We start from the raw sequence: 16,336 nt of genomic DNA, 5'->3' as shown, positions 1-16,336 counted from the left end.
ATCGAATCAATGCCGCACATTTTGATCGTCGAAGACGAAACAATTATCCGCTCCGCCTTGCGCCGCCTGCTGGAACGCAACCAGTACCAGGTCAGCGAAGCCGGTTCAGTGCAGGAAGCACAAGAGCGTTTCAGCATTCCCACGTTTGACCTGATCGTCAGCGACCTGCGCCTGCCTGGCGCCCCGGGTACCGAGCTGATCAAGCTCGGCCAGGGCACCCCCGTGCTGATCATGACCAGTTACGCCAGCCTGCGCTCGGCGGTCGACTCCATGAAAATGGGCGCGGTGGACTACATCGCCAAGCCGTTCGACCACGACGAGATGCTCCAGGCCGTGGCCCGCATCCTGCGCGACCGACAGGCGGCGACCAGCAACCCGGCGGAACCCGTCGGCAAGGCCAGCGCCTCGGCGAAAGCCGGCGCCAGCAACAGCAATGGCGAAATCGGCATCATCGGTTCCTGCCCGCCCATGCAGGACTTGTACGGCAAGATCCGCAAAGTGGCGCCCACCGATTCCAATGTCCTGATCCAGGGCGAATCCGGTACCGGCAAGGAACTGGTGGCCCGGGCCCTGCACAATCTGTCACGCCGGGCCAAGGCGCCGATGATCTCGGTGAACTGCGCGGCGATTCCGGAAAGCCTGATCGAGTCCGAACTGTTCGGTCACGAAAAAGGCGCGTTCACCGGCGCCAGCGCCGGACGCGCCGGGCTGGTGGAAGCGGCGGACGGCGGCACGTTATTCCTCGATGAAATCGGCGAACTGCCACTGGAAGCCCAGGCGCGATTGCTGCGGGTCCTTCAGGAAGGCGAAATCCGCCGGGTCGGCTCGGTGCAGTCGCAAAAGGTCGACGTCCGCCTGATCGCGGCCACCCACCGAGACCTCAAGAGCCTGGCCAAGATCGGCCAGTTCCGTGAAGACTTGTATTATCGCTTGCACGTCATCGCCTTGAAGCTGCCTCCCCTGCGCGAGCGTGGCGCGGACGTCAATGAAATCGCCCAGGCGTTCCTGGCCCGCCAGAGTGCGCGGGTCAACCGCACCGACCTCAAGTTCGCCCCGGACGCCGAACAAGCCATTCGTCACTACGCCTGGCCGGGTAACGTTCGAGAGCTGGAAAACGCAGTCGAGCGGGCAGTGATTCTGTGCGAGAGCCCGGAAATCTCCGCCGACCTGCTGGGCATCGACATCGAGCTGAGTGACCTGGACGACGAAGAATTCATCGGCCTGGCCCCGCAACAGGGCGGCGCCGCCAACAACACCAGCCACGAACCCACTGAAGACCTGTCCCTGGAAGACTACTTCCAGCACTTCGTGCTCGAGCACCAGGACCACATGACCGAGACCGAACTGGCACGCAAGCTGGGCGTCAGCCGCAAGTGCCTGTGGGAACGTCGCCAGCGCCTGGGGATTCCACGGCGCAAGACCGGGGCGACCAGCGAAAGCTGAGGTGTGGGGGTAACACCTCTGAATGTGAAAAAACTGTTACCCCAGTCTTTTTCACGTAACAGAAGCCGGGGTTTACGGTAACGAAACCCCGGCTTTTTTTCGCCCCGGGAAAATGGCTATAACCATAGAACCCCCGGTTTCGCTGGGTTTCGCAAAAGTTGGCACGCACCCTGCTATAGCTTTGGTACAAGAACAATAACAAGCAATGCAAAAGACAATAAAAATAAGACGAATCGACTCACGCACAATAAAAACAAGACGGCGAGAGGCGCAGCTAACTGATTCTTTTGGAGAGGCGTTGTATTTGGGGCTTGCCCCACAACCAGGCCGAGAACAATAAAAACTGTCTCAAGACAGGTGCCTGAACTGGTTGGATCGACAGATCACTGCAACACAGCGACCAAAGCAATCCGTTTGCTCTTGACTCCCGATTGGGAGGGTCACGAAGGGAAAACCTCGTGGCGCGGGCACTCAACAAAAACAAGAAGCCCGAAACCAATAATAAAAACAGAGCACGCAACTAATTCTGGGGGAGCTTCGGCTCCCCTTGTGGTTTCTGTCGTTCCACTCTCCCGTAGCCTACAAGGCTTGTCGCGCAAGCTTGCAGCTCAAAACTCCTGCGTCCTACACCATCCCTCGACTAAATGCTAGAATCCCGGCCCATCATGCGGTCATTCTTTGTTTTTGGCCGAATATTCCTTCAAACAGTGCATCCCATGCTGAAGAAGCTGTTCCAGTCATTCCGTTCTCCCTTGCGTCGTACGCAACACATTCGCAGCACGCCTGAAGTGCTCAACAGCGGCCAGCATTCACTGCAAAAGGCCCAGTTCAGCCGTTATGCGGTGAACATCGTCGAACGTTTGCAGAACGCCGGCTACCAGGCTTACCTGGTCGGTGGCTGCGTGCGCGACATGCTGCTCAACATCACGCCCAAGGATTTCGACGTCGCCACCAGTGCCACGCCGGAACAGATACGGGCCGAATTTCGCAATGCGCGGATCATTGGCCGGCGCTTCAAGCTGGTCCACATCCACTTCGGTCGCGAAATCATCGAAGTGGCGACGTTCCGCGCCAATCACCCGCAAAACGACGAAGAGGAAGACAGCAACCAGTCTTCTCGCAACGAGAGCGGGCGCATCCTGCGCGATAACGTCTACGGCACCCTGGAAGAAGACGCGCAACGCCGCGACTTCACCATCAACGCCCTGTATTACGATCCGGTCAGCGAGCGCATCCTCGATTACGCCAACGGCGTACACGACATTCGCAATCGCCTGATCCGCCTGATTGGCGACCCCAAGCAGCGCTACCAGGAAGATCCGGTGCGGATGCTGCGAGCGGTGCGTTTCGCCGCCAAGCTGGATTTCGGCATCGAAAAACACAGCGCCCTTCCGATTCGCGAACTGGCGCCGATGCTGCGGGAAATTCCTTCGGCCCGACTGTTCGAAGAAGTGCTCAAGCTGTTCCTGTCGGGCAACGCGGCGGACACCTTCGAGATGCTGGTGGACCTGCAACTGTTCGATCCGCTGTTCCCCGCCAGCGCCGAGGCCCTGGAGCACAACCCGACCTATACCCACACCCTGATCAGCGAAGCGCTGATCAACACCGACCTGCGCATCAAGCAGAACAAGCCGGTAACCCCGGCCTTCCTGTTTGCCGCCCTGCTCTGGCCGGCCCTGCCGGCCCGGGTACTGCGCCTGCAGGAACGTGGCATGCCGCCGATCCCGGCGATGCAGGAGGCCGCCCACGAGCTGATCGCCGAGCAGTGCCAGCGCATCGCCATTCCAAAACGCTTCACCATGCCGATCCGCGAGATCTGGGACATGCAGGAGCGCCTGCCACGGCGCAGCGGCAAACGTGCCGACCTGCTGCTGGACAACCCGCGTTTCCGCGCCGGCTACGACTTCCTGCTGCTGCGTGAAAGCGCAGGCGAGCAGACCGATGGCCTGGGCGAATGGTGGACCGATTACCAGGACGCCAACGACAGCGAGCGCCGCGACATGATTCGCGAACTCAGCGGCAAGGATGACGGCGCCAGCGGCCCGCGCAAGCGTCGTCGCAGCAGCGGCGCCAAGCGCAAGCGTGCCGGTGTACCGAGCGCATCGGGCGAGTAATCGATGGAACGCATCTACATCGGCATGGGCAGCAACCTGGCCGAACCCGCCGAACAATTGCGCTGTGCCGTCCAGGCGCTGGCGCAATTGCCCGAGACCCAACTGGTGGGGGTCTCGGCGTTTTATCAAAGCGATTCCCTGCTGCCCGGCCAGCCGCGCTATACCAACGCGGTGGCGGCGCTGGACAGCCACCTGGCGCCGTTGGATCTGCTCGATGCGCTGCAAGCCATCGAAACCGGACAGGGTCGCGAACGCCTCGAACGCTGGGGCCCGCGCACCCTGGACCTGGACATCCTGCTGTTTGGTGATCGCCTGATCGACGAGCCCCGCCTCAAGGTCCCCCATTACCACATGCAGGCCCGGGCCTTCGTGCTGTATCCACTGGCCGAGTTGGCGCCCGCCGACCTGCGCCTGGCCGATGGGCGCCGGCTCAAGGACCTGCTTGCGGCGTGCCCATTCGTCGGCCTGGAACGCTTGCCTCCCAACTGACATAGATACCCTTGTGGGAGCGAGCCTGCTCGCGGTAGCGGCGGATCAGTCAATGTATATGTCGACTGACACACCGCTATCGCGAGCAGGCTCGCTCCCACAGGATCCGGTACCGGACAGTCAGATCCGGGACACTCCCTCTACGCTGAAACGCATCAGTAACCCCGGTAACACCCGGCGGTAACACATCCAATTGACTTCCCGAGTGCTCCTCACGACTATAGGCGTCCCGTTGCCGCCAACGCGGCGTTTAAAGGGCGCAGTCCAGGCCTTACAAGCACCACGCATAGAGGGTGCGCCTGTATAAATGACGAATCATGCGCGTTACTCGCAGTAATTCACGAGCGCCTAATGAGGACTTTTTCATGCCAGCTATTACCCTGACCACGCTGCAAGGTCTCAAGCAAAAAGGTGAGAAAATCGCCATGCTGACCTGCTATGACGCGACCTTCGCCCACGCCTGCAACGAGGCCGGTGTCGAAGTGTTGCTGGTGGGCGATTCCCTCGGCATGGTGCTGCAAGGTCACGACAGCACGCTGCCGGTGACCACCGCCGAGATGGCCTACCATGTAGCCGCTGTCAAACGCGGTAACACCGATGCACTGATCCTCGCCGACCTGCCGTTCATGGCCTACGCCACCCTCGAACAAACCATGACCAACAGCGCCATGCTGATGCAGGCCGGTGCCCACATGGTCAAGGTCGAAGGCGCGTTGTGGCTGGCCGATTCGATTCGGTTACTGGCCGAGCGCGGTATCCCGGTGTGCGCGCACTTGGGCCTGACCCCGCAAGCGGTGAACATCCTCGGTGGCTACAAAGTCCAGGGCCGCAATGAAAACCAGGCGCGGCAGATGCGCGCCGATGCCATTGCACTGGAGCAGGCTGGCGCGGCGATGTTGCTGCTTGAATGCGTGCCCAGCGAACTGGCTGAAGAAATCACCCAGGCGGTGAAGATCCCGGTCATCGGGATCGGCGCCGGTAGCGCCACCGACGGCCAGGTGCTGGTCCTGCACGACATGCTCGGGCTGTCGATCACCGGTCGCGTGCCCAAGTTCGTGAAGAACTTCATGACCGGGCAAACCTCCATCCAGGCGGCCCTGGGTGCCTACGTCGCTGAAGTCAAGGCAGCCACCTTCCCAGGCATTGAACACGGATTCTCCGCATGAACACCGTCAAAACCGTACGCGAACTGCGGGCCGCCGTGGCCCGTGCCCGCGGCGAAGGCAAACGCATCGCCTTCGTACCGACCATGGGCAACCTGCACAGCGGTCATATGGCGCTGGTGACCAAGGCTGCGCAACGGGCCGACTTCGTGGTGGCGAGCATTTTCGTCAATCCGCTGCAATTCGGCGCCGGCGAAGACCTGGACAAATACCCCCGCACCCTGGCGGCCGACCAGGAAAAACTACTCCAGGCCGGCTGCCATCTGCTGTTCGCTCCCAGCGTCGAAGAGATGTACCCCGACGGCATGGCCGGACAAACCCGGGTCAGCGTCCCGCAATTGTCCGAAGGCTTGTGCGGCGCCAGCCGTCCAGGGCATTTCGAGGGTGTGGCGACGGTGGTCAGCAAACTGTTCAACATGGTCCAGCCTGACCTGGCGGTGTTTGGCCAGAAAGACTTCCAGCAACTGGCGGTGATTCGCGCCCTGGTCCATGACTTGAACATGCCGATCCAGATCATCGGCGAGCCGACCGTCCGTGCCGAGGACGGCCTGGCGCTGTCGTCGCGCAATGGCTTCCTCAGCCCGGAGCAACGCGCCGTCGCGCCCGTGGTCTATCGCAGCCTGAGCCAGATCGCCGAAGCGATCAGGCAGGGCCAACGGGACTTCCCCGGCGCTGATCGGCGAGCAGCTCAAGCAACTCGAAGCCGCTGGCCTGCTCCCCGATTATCTGGAAATCCGTCACGCCAAGACCCTGCGCCCGGCGTCGAGCGAGGACCGCGACCTGGTCATTCTGGTGGCGGCCTTCCTCGGTACCACGCGCCTGATCGACAACTTGCATCTGGATCTCGACACCCCCGCCTGAACCAACGCACACCCCGCGGGAGGAGGCCCGTGGGAGCAAAGCTTGCTCGCGATAGCGGTCTGATAGTCAACATAGGTGTTGAATGTGACCTCGTCGTCGCGAGCAAGCTTTGCTCCCACAAGCCCCCCCACAACAACTCAGTTTGTCCGCAAGACCTCATCGCGTTTCCGTCTGTCGGCCCCGTCCCACCCCCGTTGTATAAAAAAGTACCGGGAACCGGTCTTACAAAGTCAAGACAGATCGCAACGCGAGGTTTACTGTAGTCGCCCTGCGTCCGGCGATCGTGTCGACGCAGTGTCCGCACGCCCACCTCGAGCCGCGTCGGAATTTTTAGTGTACAAAAGGTCGTTCAAGTAAAAAAGGAAACCCGCAGCGATGGCGTATTACCGAACCCCTCATGACGTGACCGCTCTGCCAGCCTGGCAAGCGCTGAATGACCACCGCAAAGCCATGCAGGATTTCAGCATGCGCGAAGCGTTCAATGCCGATCCGCAGCGTTTCACTCAATTCACCCTGTCGAGCTGCGGCCTGTTTCTCGACTACTCGAAAAACCTGATCAATGCCCAGACCCGCGACCTGCTGGTGGGCCTGGCCAACGAAGTCGACCTCAAGGGCGCGATCAAGTCGCTGTTCGAAGGCGAAATCGTCAACGCCTCGGAAAACCGCCCTGCCTTGCACACCGCCCTGCGTCGGCCAGTGGGCGACAAATTGCTGGTCAACGGTGTCAACGTGATGCCAGACGTACATAAAGTGCTGAACCAGATCACCGACCTGGTCGGCCGCATTCACGACGGCCTGTGGCGCGGCTACACCGAAAAGCCCATCACCGACGTGGTGAACATCGGTATCGGCGGCTCTTTCCTCGGCCCGGAACTGGTTTCCGAAGCGCTGTTGTCCTACGCGCAAAAAGGCGTTCGCTGCCACTATCTGGCGAACATCGACGGCAGCGAATTCCATGAACTGACCATGAAGCTGCGCGCCGAAACCACGCTGTTCATCGTTTCGTCGAAATCCTTCAACACCCTCGAAACCCTGAAGAACGCCCAGGCAGCCCGCGCCTGGTATCTGGCCCAGGGCGGTTCCGAAGCGGAGCTGTATCGCCACTTTATCGCCGTGTCGAGCAACAACGCCGCCGCCGTGGCCTTCGGTATTCGCGAAGAAAACATCTTCCCGATGTGGGACTGGGTCGGCGGGCGCTACTCGCTGTGGTCGGCCATCGGCCTGCCGATCGCCCTGGCCATCGGCATGTCGAACTTCAAGGAGTTGCTGTCCGGGGCCTATTCCATGGACCAGCATTTCCAGAGCGCACCGTTCGAGCAGAACATGCCGGTGCTCCTGGCACTGCTGGGCGTGTGGTACGGCAACTTCTGGGGCGCGCAGAGCCACGCGATCCTGCCGTACGACCATTACCTGCGCAACATCACCAAGCACTTGCAGCAACTGGACATGGAGTCCAACGGCAAGAGCGTGCGCCAGGACGGCACGCCGGTGTCGACCGACACGGGCCCGGTGATCTGGGGCGGCGTCGGTTGCAACGGCCAGCACGCCTATCACCAGTTGCTGCACCAAGGCACCCAGTTGATCCCGGCCGACTTCATCGTGCCGATCGTCAGCTTCAACCCGGTTTCCGATCACCACCAGTGGCTGTACGCCAACTGCCTGTCCCAGAGCCAGGCGCTGATGCTCGGCAAGACCCGCGCCGAAGCCGAAGCCGAACTGCGGGACAAGGGCGCCAGCGAAGAAGAGGTGCAGAAACTGGCCTCCCACAAGGTGATCCCCGGCAACCGTCCGAGCAATACCCTGGTGGTCGAACGCATCAGCCCACGGCGCCTCGGCGCATTGGTGGCGCTGTATGAACACAAGGTGTTCGTGCAGAGCGTGGTCTGGGGCATCAACGCCTTCGACCAATGGGGCGTGGAACTGGGCAAGGAACTGGGCAAGGGCGTCTACAACCGCCTGGTGGGCAGCGAAGAAAGCCCGGCCGAAGATGCCTCGACCCAGGGCTTGATCAACTACTTCCGCGGGCGTCATCGCGGCTGATCCCTGGGTTTTCACTCCCCCTGTGGGAGCGGGCTTGGTGGGAGCAAAGCTTGCTCGCGATAGCGGTCTGACATCAACCTATCCGTTGAATGTGACGACGTCATCGCGAGCAAACTTTGCCCCCACCAAGCTCGCTCCCACAGTTGCTTTGTACATGACTTGAACCCTCCCGCTACTGGGCGCATCTTTATGACTTGTCGCAAAAACAAGAATAAGGAACCGTCATGTTCGATATCAGCCAGTACCCCCACGCCGATGCCGTCCGCCGGGCTGCGCAACTGAGTCAAGACGAATACCAGCGGCTCTACAAAGAATCCATCGAACACCCCAGCGCCTTCTGGGCCGAGCAGGCCACGCGCTTTCTCGACTGGATGACGCCCTGGCAAACCGTTCAGCGCTATGACCTCAAGAACGGCGACGCGACCTGGTTCGCCGGCGGCAAGCTGAACGTCAGCGCCAATTGCATCGACCGCCACCTGGACACCCGCGGTGACCAGGTCGCGATCATCTGGGAAGGCGACGACCCCGCCGAATCGGCGCAAATCACTTACAGGAAACTTCACAATCATGTGAGCCGCCTGGCCAACGTGCTGAAAAGCCGTGGGGTGAGGAAAGGCGACCGGGTCTGCATCTACATGCCGATGATTCCGGAAGCCGCCTACGCCATGCTCGCCTGCACCCGCATCGGCGCGGTGCATTCGGTGGTGTTCGGCGGTTTTTCGCCGGATTCGCTGCGTGACCGAATTCTCGATGCCGATTGCCGCACCGTGATCACCGCCGACGAGGGTGTGCGCGGCGGGCGCTTCATACCGCTCAAGCGCAACGTCGACAAAGCCCTGGAAAGCTGTCCGAACGTCAGCACCGTGCTGGTGGTCGAGCGCACCCAGGGCGACATGGACTGGGTTGAAGGGCGTGACCTCCGGTACCACGAGGCCATGCACGAGATGAGCGACGACTGCCCACCCGAACCGATGGATGCCGAGGATCCGCTGTTCATCCTCTACACCTCCGGCAGCACCGGCAAACCCAAGGGCGTGCTGCACACCACGGGCGGCTATTTGCTGCAAGCGGCGATGACGTTCAAGTACGTGCTCGATTACCGCGACAACGAAGTGTTCTGGTGCACCGCCGACGTCGGCTGGGTCACCGGCCACAGTTACATCGTCTACGGCCCGTTGGCCAACGGCGCCACCACGCTGATCTTCGAAGGCGTGCCGAGCCACCCCAGCAGTTCGCGTTTCTGGCAGGTGATCGACAAACATCAGGTCAACATCTTCTATACCGCACCCACCGCACTGCGGGCCTTGATGCGCGAAGGCACCGGACCGCTGCAGGAAACGTCGCGCAAAAGCCTGCGATTGCTCGGCAGTGTCGGTGAGCCGATCAACCCGGAGGCGTGGGAATGGTACTTCAACGCGGTCGGCGAACAGCGCTGCCCGATTGTCGATACCTGGTGGCAGACCGAAACCGGCGGCATCATGCTCAGCCCCCTGGTGAGCGCGCCACGGCTCAAGCCCGGCTGCGCCACCCGGCCAATGTTCGGCGTACAACCGGTCTTGCTGGATGAGGTGGGCAAGGAAATCAGCGGTGCCGGCAGCGGTGTGCTGGCGATCAAATCCAGTTGGCCTGGGCAGATTCGCAGCGTCTTCGGCGACCATCAGCGCATGGTCGACACCTACTTCAAGCCCTATCCCGGCTATTACTTCACCGGCGATGGGGCGCGCCGCGATGAGGACGGCGATTACTGGATCACCGGGCGTATCGACGATGTGATCAACGTCTCCGGGCATCGCATTGGCACCGCCGAGGTGGAAAGCGCCCTGGTATTGCACGACAACATTGCCGAAGCGGCGGTCGTCGGCTACCCCCACGACCTCAAGGGCCAGGGCATCTATGCTTTCGTCACGCCGATGAACGGTGTGGAGGCCAATGACGAGTTGAAGAAGGAGTTGCTGGCCCACGTCAGCAAGGAAATCGGCAGCTTCGCCAAGCCGGAACTGATCCAGTGGGCGCCAGCACTGCCCAAGACTCGTTCGGGCAAGATCATGCGGCGGATCCTGCGCAAGATCGCCTGCAATGAGCTCGACAGCCTCGGCGATACCTCGACCCTGGCCGATCCAAGTGTGGTGGAGGGGCTGATCGACAAGCGCTTGAATCGATAAGCACAAGAACCTGTGGCGAGGGAGCTTGCTCCGCTGGAGTGCGTAGCACAAAAATCATAGGGCCGCTGCGCAGCCCAGCGGGAGCAAGCTCCCTCGCCACGGGACCGTATCGGGTTCGCAGCCTGATGCAACCTCAAACCCGATCTTTCATAACTGCTAAACTCCCGCGCCTCATTTCTCAAAGGCGCGCCCAGCATGTCTTCCTTGAATCAGGCGCTGCGCGCCGCCCTCGACCAGCGTCAGGAACTGCTTGGCCAATTGCATGAGCAAGGCACCGATTGCTATCGCCTGTTCCACGGCAGCCAGGAAGGCGCGCCCGGCCTGACCGTCGACCGCTACGGCCCGCAACTGCTGGTGCAGAGCTTCCATCAATCACTGGAGCGCGACGACCTGCTGCAACTGCATGGCATCGTCAACGAATGGCTGGGCCTGGAAACCTTGTTGGTCTACAACGACCGCGCCCGGGGCAATTCGCGCATCGACCGCCAGGACACGGTCTATCAGGCTGACGAGGCCGCCCTGCAAGACCTGGTCGGACATGAATGGGGCTTGAATTATCGCGTTCGCGGCCGCCATGCCGGGCAGGATCCACTGTTGTTTCTCGACCTGCGCAACGCCCGGGGCTGGGTCAAGGAACACAGCCGCGACAAAAGCGTGCTGAACCTGTTCGCCTATACCTGCGGCGTTGGCCTGAGTGCTGCGGCCGGTGGCGCGCGGGAGGTGTGCAACCTGGACTTCGCCGAGGGCAACCTGGCGGTGGGCCGCGAAAACGGCCTGCTCAACCCCGATTTGCCGCCGATGGAATTCGTGCAGTCGGATTACTTCCCGGCGATCCGCCAACTGGCCGGCCTGCCCATCAGCCAGCGTCGCGGGCAGAAACTGCCAAGCTACGCGCGCCTGGAGCAACGCCAGTACGACCTCGTGCTGCTCGACCCACCGGCCTGGGCGAAAAGTGCGTTCGGCACCGTCGACCTGTTGCGTGACTACCAAAGCTTGCTGAAACCGGCGCTGCTCACCACCGCCGACAATGGCGTACTGATCTGCTGCAACAACCTGGCAAAAGTGTCCATGGACGACTGGCGCGAGCAGGTGTTGCGTTGCGCGGAAAAGGCTGGCCGGCCGGTGCGCGAATGGAGCGTGCTGACGCCTGGCGGCGATTTCCCCTCGCTGGATCAGCAACCGCCGCTCAAGACGTTGATCCTCCAGCTCTAGGCCCGCGTCGAAATTCTTACCGAGAAAACCAGACAAATCTCATAAATCACAGTGGCTTCGGAACCGTAAACGCATGCCATACTCCAAGGCATTCCGAATTCACACCAAGATGAAGCCGCACATGCCCAAAGGATTGATTCGCGCTATCGGCGCTCTGTTGACCGCACTGGCCCTCTACAGCCTGTTGGGTTTCCTGATATTGCCGGGCATTGCCTTGCGCATCGCCAACCAGCAATTGGCCGCCCTTGCGACGGTGCCGGCCCAGATCCAGCGTATAGAACTCAATCCCTTCAGTCTGGAAGTCACCCTCTGGGGCCTGAATATCGGCGAACCGGGCAAGGAGCAGGTCGGCTTCGAACGGCTCTACGCCAACCTGCAACTCGATAGCCTGTGGTCCGGCGCCCTGCATCTGGTCGACATCGAACTGGACAAGCCCAAGACCGAAGTGGTGTTCACCAACGACGGCCAGCTGAACCTGCTGGGCCTGTTCAAGCTGCCGGCCAGCGAACCGACGCCCGCCGACCCCGAGGCCAAACCGTTCCCCCTGCGGGTCGATCGCATCAAGTTGGCCGGCGGTTATGTGCATTTCCAGGACCTGCGTCCCAGCGAGCCCATCGAATTTCTCTACGACACCCTCGATTTCGAGCTGAAAAATCTCAGCACCCTGCCCGACGACAATGCCGACATGACCCTGGTGGCCGCCGGCCCAGAAGGCGGGCAGATCGACTGGACCGGTAATTTCAGCCTCACGCCGATCGCCTCCCAAGGCACGCTCAAAGTCACCGGCGGCCAGATGAAAGCCTGGTGGCCCTATGTGCGCGACGCCGTACCGCTGGTGTTGGAAAACGGCATCCTGAACCTCAGCACCGACTACAAGCTGAACCTGGCCAAGGGCACCGAGTTGTTGCTCAACAACGTCGCCATCAGCGTCGCACCTTTCGCCATCAAGGCCCCCGATGGCCGTCCACTGGTGAAACTCGAACGCCTGGACGTCAGTGAAACCACGGTGGACCTGGCCAAGCAGCAAGTGGTGGTGGGCAAGATCCGCAGCCAGAAGCTGGAAACCTGGGCCGCACGCGAGGCGGACGGACAACTGGATTGGCAGAAACTCTTCGCCAGCCAGCCGGCCAAACCCCAGGTCAAGGCTGAACCGGCGTCCGCACCGGCAGCGGCCGATTCGCCAAAAGCTGAACCGGCACCGCCCAGCAAACCGTGGCAGGTGATGTTGAAGGACGTGCAACTGCGCAACTACCAGGTGCACCTGGCCGACCGCCAGGCGCAGCCCGCCGTGGCACTGGAGGTCGGCCCGCTGAACCTCGACCTGCAGAACTACGACACCCTCAACGGCTCGCCCTTTACCCTCAAGCTGGACACCGGGATAGGCAAACAGGGCAAGATCCTGGCCGACGGCGAGGTCAACCTGAACCCGATCAGCGCCCGACTCAAGGTCAAGACCCAGGACGTCGACCTGCGTGTTGCCCAGTCGTACATCAACCCATTCATTCGCCTGGAATTACGCTCCGGGATGCTCGGCAGCGACCTGGCGGTGGATCTCAAGAGCACCGAGCCGCTGGCATTCGCCGTTACCGGTCGCGCCCAGGTCGATCAGTTGCACACCCTCGACACCCTCAAGACCCGCGATTTCCTCAAGTGGCAGAGCCTGGTCCTCGAGGGCCTGAACTATCAGCACGGAGACAGCCTGTCCATCGACAAGGTCAACCTGTTCCAGCCGTACGCGCGCTTCATGATCAACGACGACCGCACCACCAATGTCGATGACCTGCTGATCCCACAACCGGCCGACAGCGGCACGAAGAAAACCGCGGCAAAACCGGCCTCCCAGGAAAAACCGCTGGGTATCCATATCGGCGGCATTGCCATTAACGACGGCTCGGCCAACTTCGCCGACTTCAGCCTGACCCCAAACTTCGCCACGGCCATCCAGCAGCTCAACGGCCAGATCGGCACCATCGACAGCCGCCAGGCCAAACCGGCCAGCGTGGACATCAAGGGCAAGGTCGATCGCTATGCACCGGTCACCATCAAGGGTGCGGTCAACCCCTTCGACCCGATGGCCAGCCTCGACATCGCCACCAGCTTCAAACGGGTCGAGTTGACCACCCTGACCCCCTACTCCGGCAAGTTCGCTGGCTATCGCATCCGGAAGGGCCGGCTCAATCTCGACCTGCATTACCGGATCACCCAGGGCAAGCTCCAGGCGGAGAACAAGGTGGTGGTCGAGCAACTGCAATTGGGGGAAAAAGTCGACAGCCCGGATGCCGTGAGCCTGCCACTCAAGTTGGCTGTCGCACTGCTGAAGGACTCCGACGGCAAGATTTCCATCGAACTGCCGGTGTCCGGCGATCTCAACGATCCGCAATTCAGCGTCATGCCAATCATCTGGCAGACCCTGCGCAACCTGGTGGTACGAGCGGCCCAGGCGCCGTTCAAGCTCATTGGCGGATTGGTGGCCGGTGGCAGTTCTGAGGACCTGGGCAGTGTGTCGTTCGCTCCCGGCTCCAGCGATCTGAGCAAGGAAAACGAAGGTGTACTGCTCAAGCTGTCCGAGGCCCTGGGTAAACGTCCGGAGCTGCGCCTGGAGATCGAAGGCACCGCCGCCGAGAGCAGCGACGGCCCGCTGCTCGCCGCCCAGCGCCTGGAGCGCGAGTACCAGTACAACTACTACAAGATGCTGCAGCGTCGGGGCGATAAGGTACCGGCCCAGGCCTCGCTGATACAGGTGCCCGAGGATGAAAAACCACCACTGCTCGAAGGCATCTACCGCACCCGCCTCAAGACCCAGCCGCCCGCCGAATGGACGCAACTGGACAAAAAGGCGCGTATCGAGAAACTGCGTGAAGGCGTGATCAAGTTCTGGAGTGGCAGTGACGTGCTCCTGCGCCAACTTGGACAGGAACGGGCCAGCAGTATCAAGGACTTCCTGGTGGACAAAGGGCAACTGGCCGACGACCGCGTGTATTTCATCGACGCCAGCCTCGGCCAGGCCGAGAGCGACGGTCGCGTGATCACGCCTATGCATCTGGATGCCGAATAAGATGAAGCACTTGTACGGCCTCAGCCTGACGCTACTGCTTGTCGCTGGCCAAGTGTCGGCAGCCGAAACGCTGCGCTGCGGCAGCCAGTTGATCAGCGTCGGCGACCGCTCGAGTGAAGTGCTGCGCAAGTGCGGGGAGCCGGTGGCGCGGGATGACCTGGGCTATAAGCGCAGTGTCAATCGTCGGGAAGAGTACCCGGTGGAAGAATGGACCTACGGCCCCAACAGCGGCATGTATCAATACCTGCGTTTCGTGGGCAATCGGCTGGTGCAGATTACCAGCAAGCGTGGGCGCTGAGCTTGTCCATCCATATGTGTTGAAGTACCGCCGCCATCGCGAGCAGGCTCGCTCCCACATTGGATTGCGTTCTTCCTGAGAGAAATCGATCACCTGTAGGAGCGAGCCTGCTCACGATGGCAACAGCCCGGTGCCTGAGTCTGACCCACAGTTTGAGCCACCCTGAAATAGAACAGGCCCCCGACACGAATGCCGGAGGCCTGTAATGGCCACATCCTTGTGGCCTTTCGCATGAACTCCAAAGCGACGGCAAACGTATATCCTGGCCCGCTTGCCGCGCCTTCTCCCAGTCCAGGCGAGAAGTCTTAGCCTTACTCGGCTTTCAGGCCGTCAGCCGATACGGCCTTGACGCCTTTGATTTTCTTGGCGATCGCCACAGCGGTGTCTTTTTGTGCATCAGTGACTTTGGTCATCGAAGACAGGGACACAACACCTTTGTTGGTTTCGACTTTGATATCTGTGCCTGGAATGCCTTTTTCAGTGACCAGATCAGCTTTGACCTTGGTGGTGATCCAGGTATCGGAAACGTCTTCCTTGGCCTCTGTCACTTCGCCCGCAGCCAGCATCATTGGCGCCTGAGTTGCTTGAGTGGTCTCGGCGAATGCGCTAGCCATGGACAGGGTCAGAGCGGTAGCAGCGGCGGCAGTGATAGCGAACTTCTTCATACGAGTAACTCCTGTTTTTCTCAAAAACTGCCGGACGTGCATCCCGGCAGGGTTATCAGGAGTAGTGCGAAGGCTGTGCCACTTTTGAAATTTTTATTAATTTCTTATAAATCAGTAAGTTAAGCGAAACGGCGATTTTCGTGATCATGCAAAATGCATGAAGCGGTGATTCTGGACATGCAACTTGCGGGTTTGGGTCTTTTTCTAAGCTAATGAATTGCGAAGGATTTTCTTTAGCGAGGGAGCCCGCTCCCTCGCCACCCGATCAAGCGAACTTCAATTTACGGAGCCGCTGTACCAGTACAGCCGGCTGGCAAGAACTCCTGGGCAGCTGTCGAACCACAACTCCAAACACCTTCGGCAGAACGTGTAAGAGTGATCGCCTTGCCAAGGACCGGAGCGGGCGCGTTCAACAAGGTACATGCGATGGTACCCGTTCCAGCCGAAGCAGTACCTGAAGCGGTCAAGGTGCAATTGCTGGTAGGCGATGTCCCACCAATATTGGCCAATGATGGGTTGGTGCCTTGATTCATGATGTCCTCGAACGGCACCTTCAACGCAGATACTTCCGCCAGTCCCGCCGTTGCCTTGGCTCGCGCCTGGTACTTGGAATATTGCGGCAACGCAAAGGTCGCCAGAATGCCGATGATCGCCACGACGATCAGCAGCTCGATCAAGGTAAAGCCACTCTGCTTATTCATAGACATCTCCCATGCATGAGTCGGAATCTCATGACCTGAAACGGCCATTGCAGGGCACATGCCAACCCGGCAACCCCATGAGCAAGGGGGTTTCAACCAGCTCAACGGCTACGTCCTACCTCAACAACCGCAC

General features: G+C 60.8%; 11 protein-coding genes and 1 pseudogene. 10 read left to right on the top strand and 2 right to left on the bottom strand.

Features of this window, described 5'->3' with window-relative positions:
- Window positions 1-9 precede the first annotated feature (9 nt).
- The 10 genes and pseudogenes from GN234_RS22925 (at window position 10) to GN234_RS22880 (ending at window position 14,837) form a co-directional block, all read left to right on the top strand.
- On the top strand, window positions 10-1,443 hold the full coding sequence (locus GN234_RS22925) for a sigma-54-dependent transcriptional regulator (protein WP_116833466.1): 1,434 nt from the start codon (window positions 10-12) through the stop codon (window positions 1,441-1,443).
- 716 nt (window positions 1,444-2,159) lie between these two features.
- Window positions 2,160-3,557: a polynucleotide adenylyltransferase PcnB gene (locus tag GN234_RS22920; RefSeq protein ID WP_057450877.1), complete on the top strand. Its 1,398-nt coding sequence runs from the start codon at window positions 2,160-2,162 to the stop codon at window positions 3,555-3,557.
- Window positions 3,558-3,560: 3 nt separating this feature from the next.
- Window positions 3,561-4,046 carry a 2-amino-4-hydroxy-6-hydroxymethyldihydropteridine diphosphokinase gene (gene folK / locus GN234_RS22915; protein ID WP_109756352.1) on the top strand — a complete coding sequence of 162 codons (486 nt, stop codon included), beginning with the start codon at window positions 3,561-3,563 and terminating at the stop codon, window positions 4,044-4,046.
- A gap of 365 nt (window positions 4,047-4,411) precedes the next feature.
- The gene (gene panB, locus GN234_RS22910; protein WP_116833467.1) at window positions 4,412-5,212 is read left to right on the top strand and encodes a 3-methyl-2-oxobutanoate hydroxymethyltransferase; all 801 of its coding nucleotides are present in this window, start codon (window positions 4,412-4,414) and stop codon (window positions 5,210-5,212) included.
- Window positions 5,209-6,070 (top strand): annotated as a pseudogene (gene panC, locus GN234_RS22905) (pantoate--beta-alanine ligase). The gene panB and the pseudogene panC overlap by 4 nt, the downstream one beginning before the upstream one ends.
- Before the next feature lie 375 nt (window positions 6,071-6,445).
- Window positions 6,446-8,110, top strand: coding sequence for a glucose-6-phosphate isomerase (gene pgi, locus GN234_RS22900; protein WP_116641323.1), 1,665 nt, complete (start codon window positions 6,446-6,448; stop codon window positions 8,108-8,110).
- Between the two features lie 224 nt (window positions 8,111-8,334).
- Entirely contained in the window at window positions 8,335-10,272 is a 1,938-nt protein-coding gene (acs, locus tag GN234_RS22895) for an acetate--CoA ligase (protein WP_176689123.1), read from the top strand.
- 195 nt (window positions 10,273-10,467) lie between these two features.
- The gene (locus GN234_RS22890; RefSeq protein ID WP_176689122.1) at window positions 10,468-11,484 is read left to right on the top strand and encodes a class I SAM-dependent rRNA methyltransferase; all 1,017 of its coding nucleotides are present in this window, start codon (window positions 10,468-10,470) and stop codon (window positions 11,482-11,484) included.
- 121 nt (window positions 11,485-11,605) lie between these two features.
- Window positions 11,606-14,539: a DUF748 domain-containing protein gene (locus tag GN234_RS22885; protein ID WP_176689121.1), complete on the top strand. Its 2,934-nt coding sequence runs from the start codon at window positions 11,606-11,608 to the stop codon at window positions 14,537-14,539.
- A 1-nt stretch (window position 14,540) separates the two neighbouring features.
- The gene (locus GN234_RS22880) at window positions 14,541-14,837 is read left to right on the top strand and encodes a DUF2845 domain-containing protein (RefSeq protein WP_176689120.1); all 297 of its coding nucleotides are present in this window, start codon (window positions 14,541-14,543) and stop codon (window positions 14,835-14,837) included.
- Between the two features lie 311 nt (window positions 14,838-15,148).
- Here GN234_RS22880 and GN234_RS22875 read toward each other — a convergent pair whose 3' ends face one another.
- Window positions 15,149-15,502 carry a BON domain-containing protein gene (locus tag GN234_RS22875; RefSeq protein ID WP_109756359.1) on the bottom strand — a complete coding sequence of 118 codons (354 nt, stop codon included), beginning with the start codon at window positions 15,500-15,502 and terminating at the stop codon, window positions 15,149-15,151.
- Between the two features lie 281 nt (window positions 15,503-15,783).
- Window positions 15,784-16,203 carry a pilin gene (locus tag GN234_RS22870; RefSeq protein WP_134925863.1) on the bottom strand — a complete coding sequence of 140 codons (420 nt, stop codon included), beginning with the start codon at window positions 16,201-16,203 and terminating at the stop codon, window positions 15,784-15,786.
- Between the last annotated feature and the right edge of the window lie 133 nt (window positions 16,204-16,336).

It is taken from the genome of Pseudomonas bijieensis, from assembly GCF_013347965.1.
Taxonomy (GTDB): Bacteria; Pseudomonadota; Gammaproteobacteria; order Pseudomonadales; family Pseudomonadaceae; genus Aquipseudomonas; species Aquipseudomonas bijieensis.
The sequence above is the reverse complement of the archived record's forward strand: the minus strand, read 5'-3'. Positions and strand labels throughout refer to the sequence as shown.

Excerpts from the sequence above, each read along its gene's own strand:
- GN234_RS22870 (WP_134925863.1), bottom strand. The coding sequence starts at position 16,203 with ATGAATAAGCAGAGTGGCTTTACCTTGATCGAGCTGCTGATCGTCGTG.
- GN234_RS22880 (WP_176689120.1), top strand. The coding sequence starts at position 14,541 with ATGAAGCACTTGTACGGCCTCAGCCTGACGCTACTGCTTGTCGCTGGC.
- pgi (WP_116641323.1), top strand. The coding sequence starts at position 6,446 with ATGGCGTATTACCGAACCCCTCATGACGTGACCGCTCTGCCAGCCTGG.
- GN234_RS22885 (WP_176689121.1), top strand. The coding sequence starts at position 11,606 with ATGCCCAAAGGATTGATTCGCGCTATCGGCGCTCTGTTGACCGCACTG.
- GN234_RS22875 (WP_109756359.1), bottom strand. The coding sequence starts at position 15,502 with ATGAAGAAGTTCGCTATCACTGCCGCCGCTGCTACCGCTCTGACCCTG.
- panB (WP_116833467.1), top strand. The coding sequence starts at position 4,412 with ATGCCAGCTATTACCCTGACCACGCTGCAAGGTCTCAAGCAAAAAGGT.
- folK (WP_109756352.1), top strand. The coding sequence starts at position 3,561 with ATGGAACGCATCTACATCGGCATGGGCAGCAACCTGGCCGAACCCGCC.
- GN234_RS22925 (WP_116833466.1), top strand. The coding sequence starts at position 10 with ATGCCGCACATTTTGATCGTCGAAGACGAAACAATTATCCGCTCCGCC.
- GN234_RS22890 (WP_176689122.1), top strand. The coding sequence starts at position 10,468 with ATGTCTTCCTTGAATCAGGCGCTGCGCGCCGCCCTCGACCAGCGTCAG.
- acs (WP_176689123.1), top strand. The coding sequence starts at position 8,335 with ATGTTCGATATCAGCCAGTACCCCCACGCCGATGCCGTCCGCCGGGCT.
- GN234_RS22920 (WP_057450877.1), top strand. The coding sequence starts at position 2,160 with ATGCTGAAGAAGCTGTTCCAGTCATTCCGTTCTCCCTTGCGTCGTACG.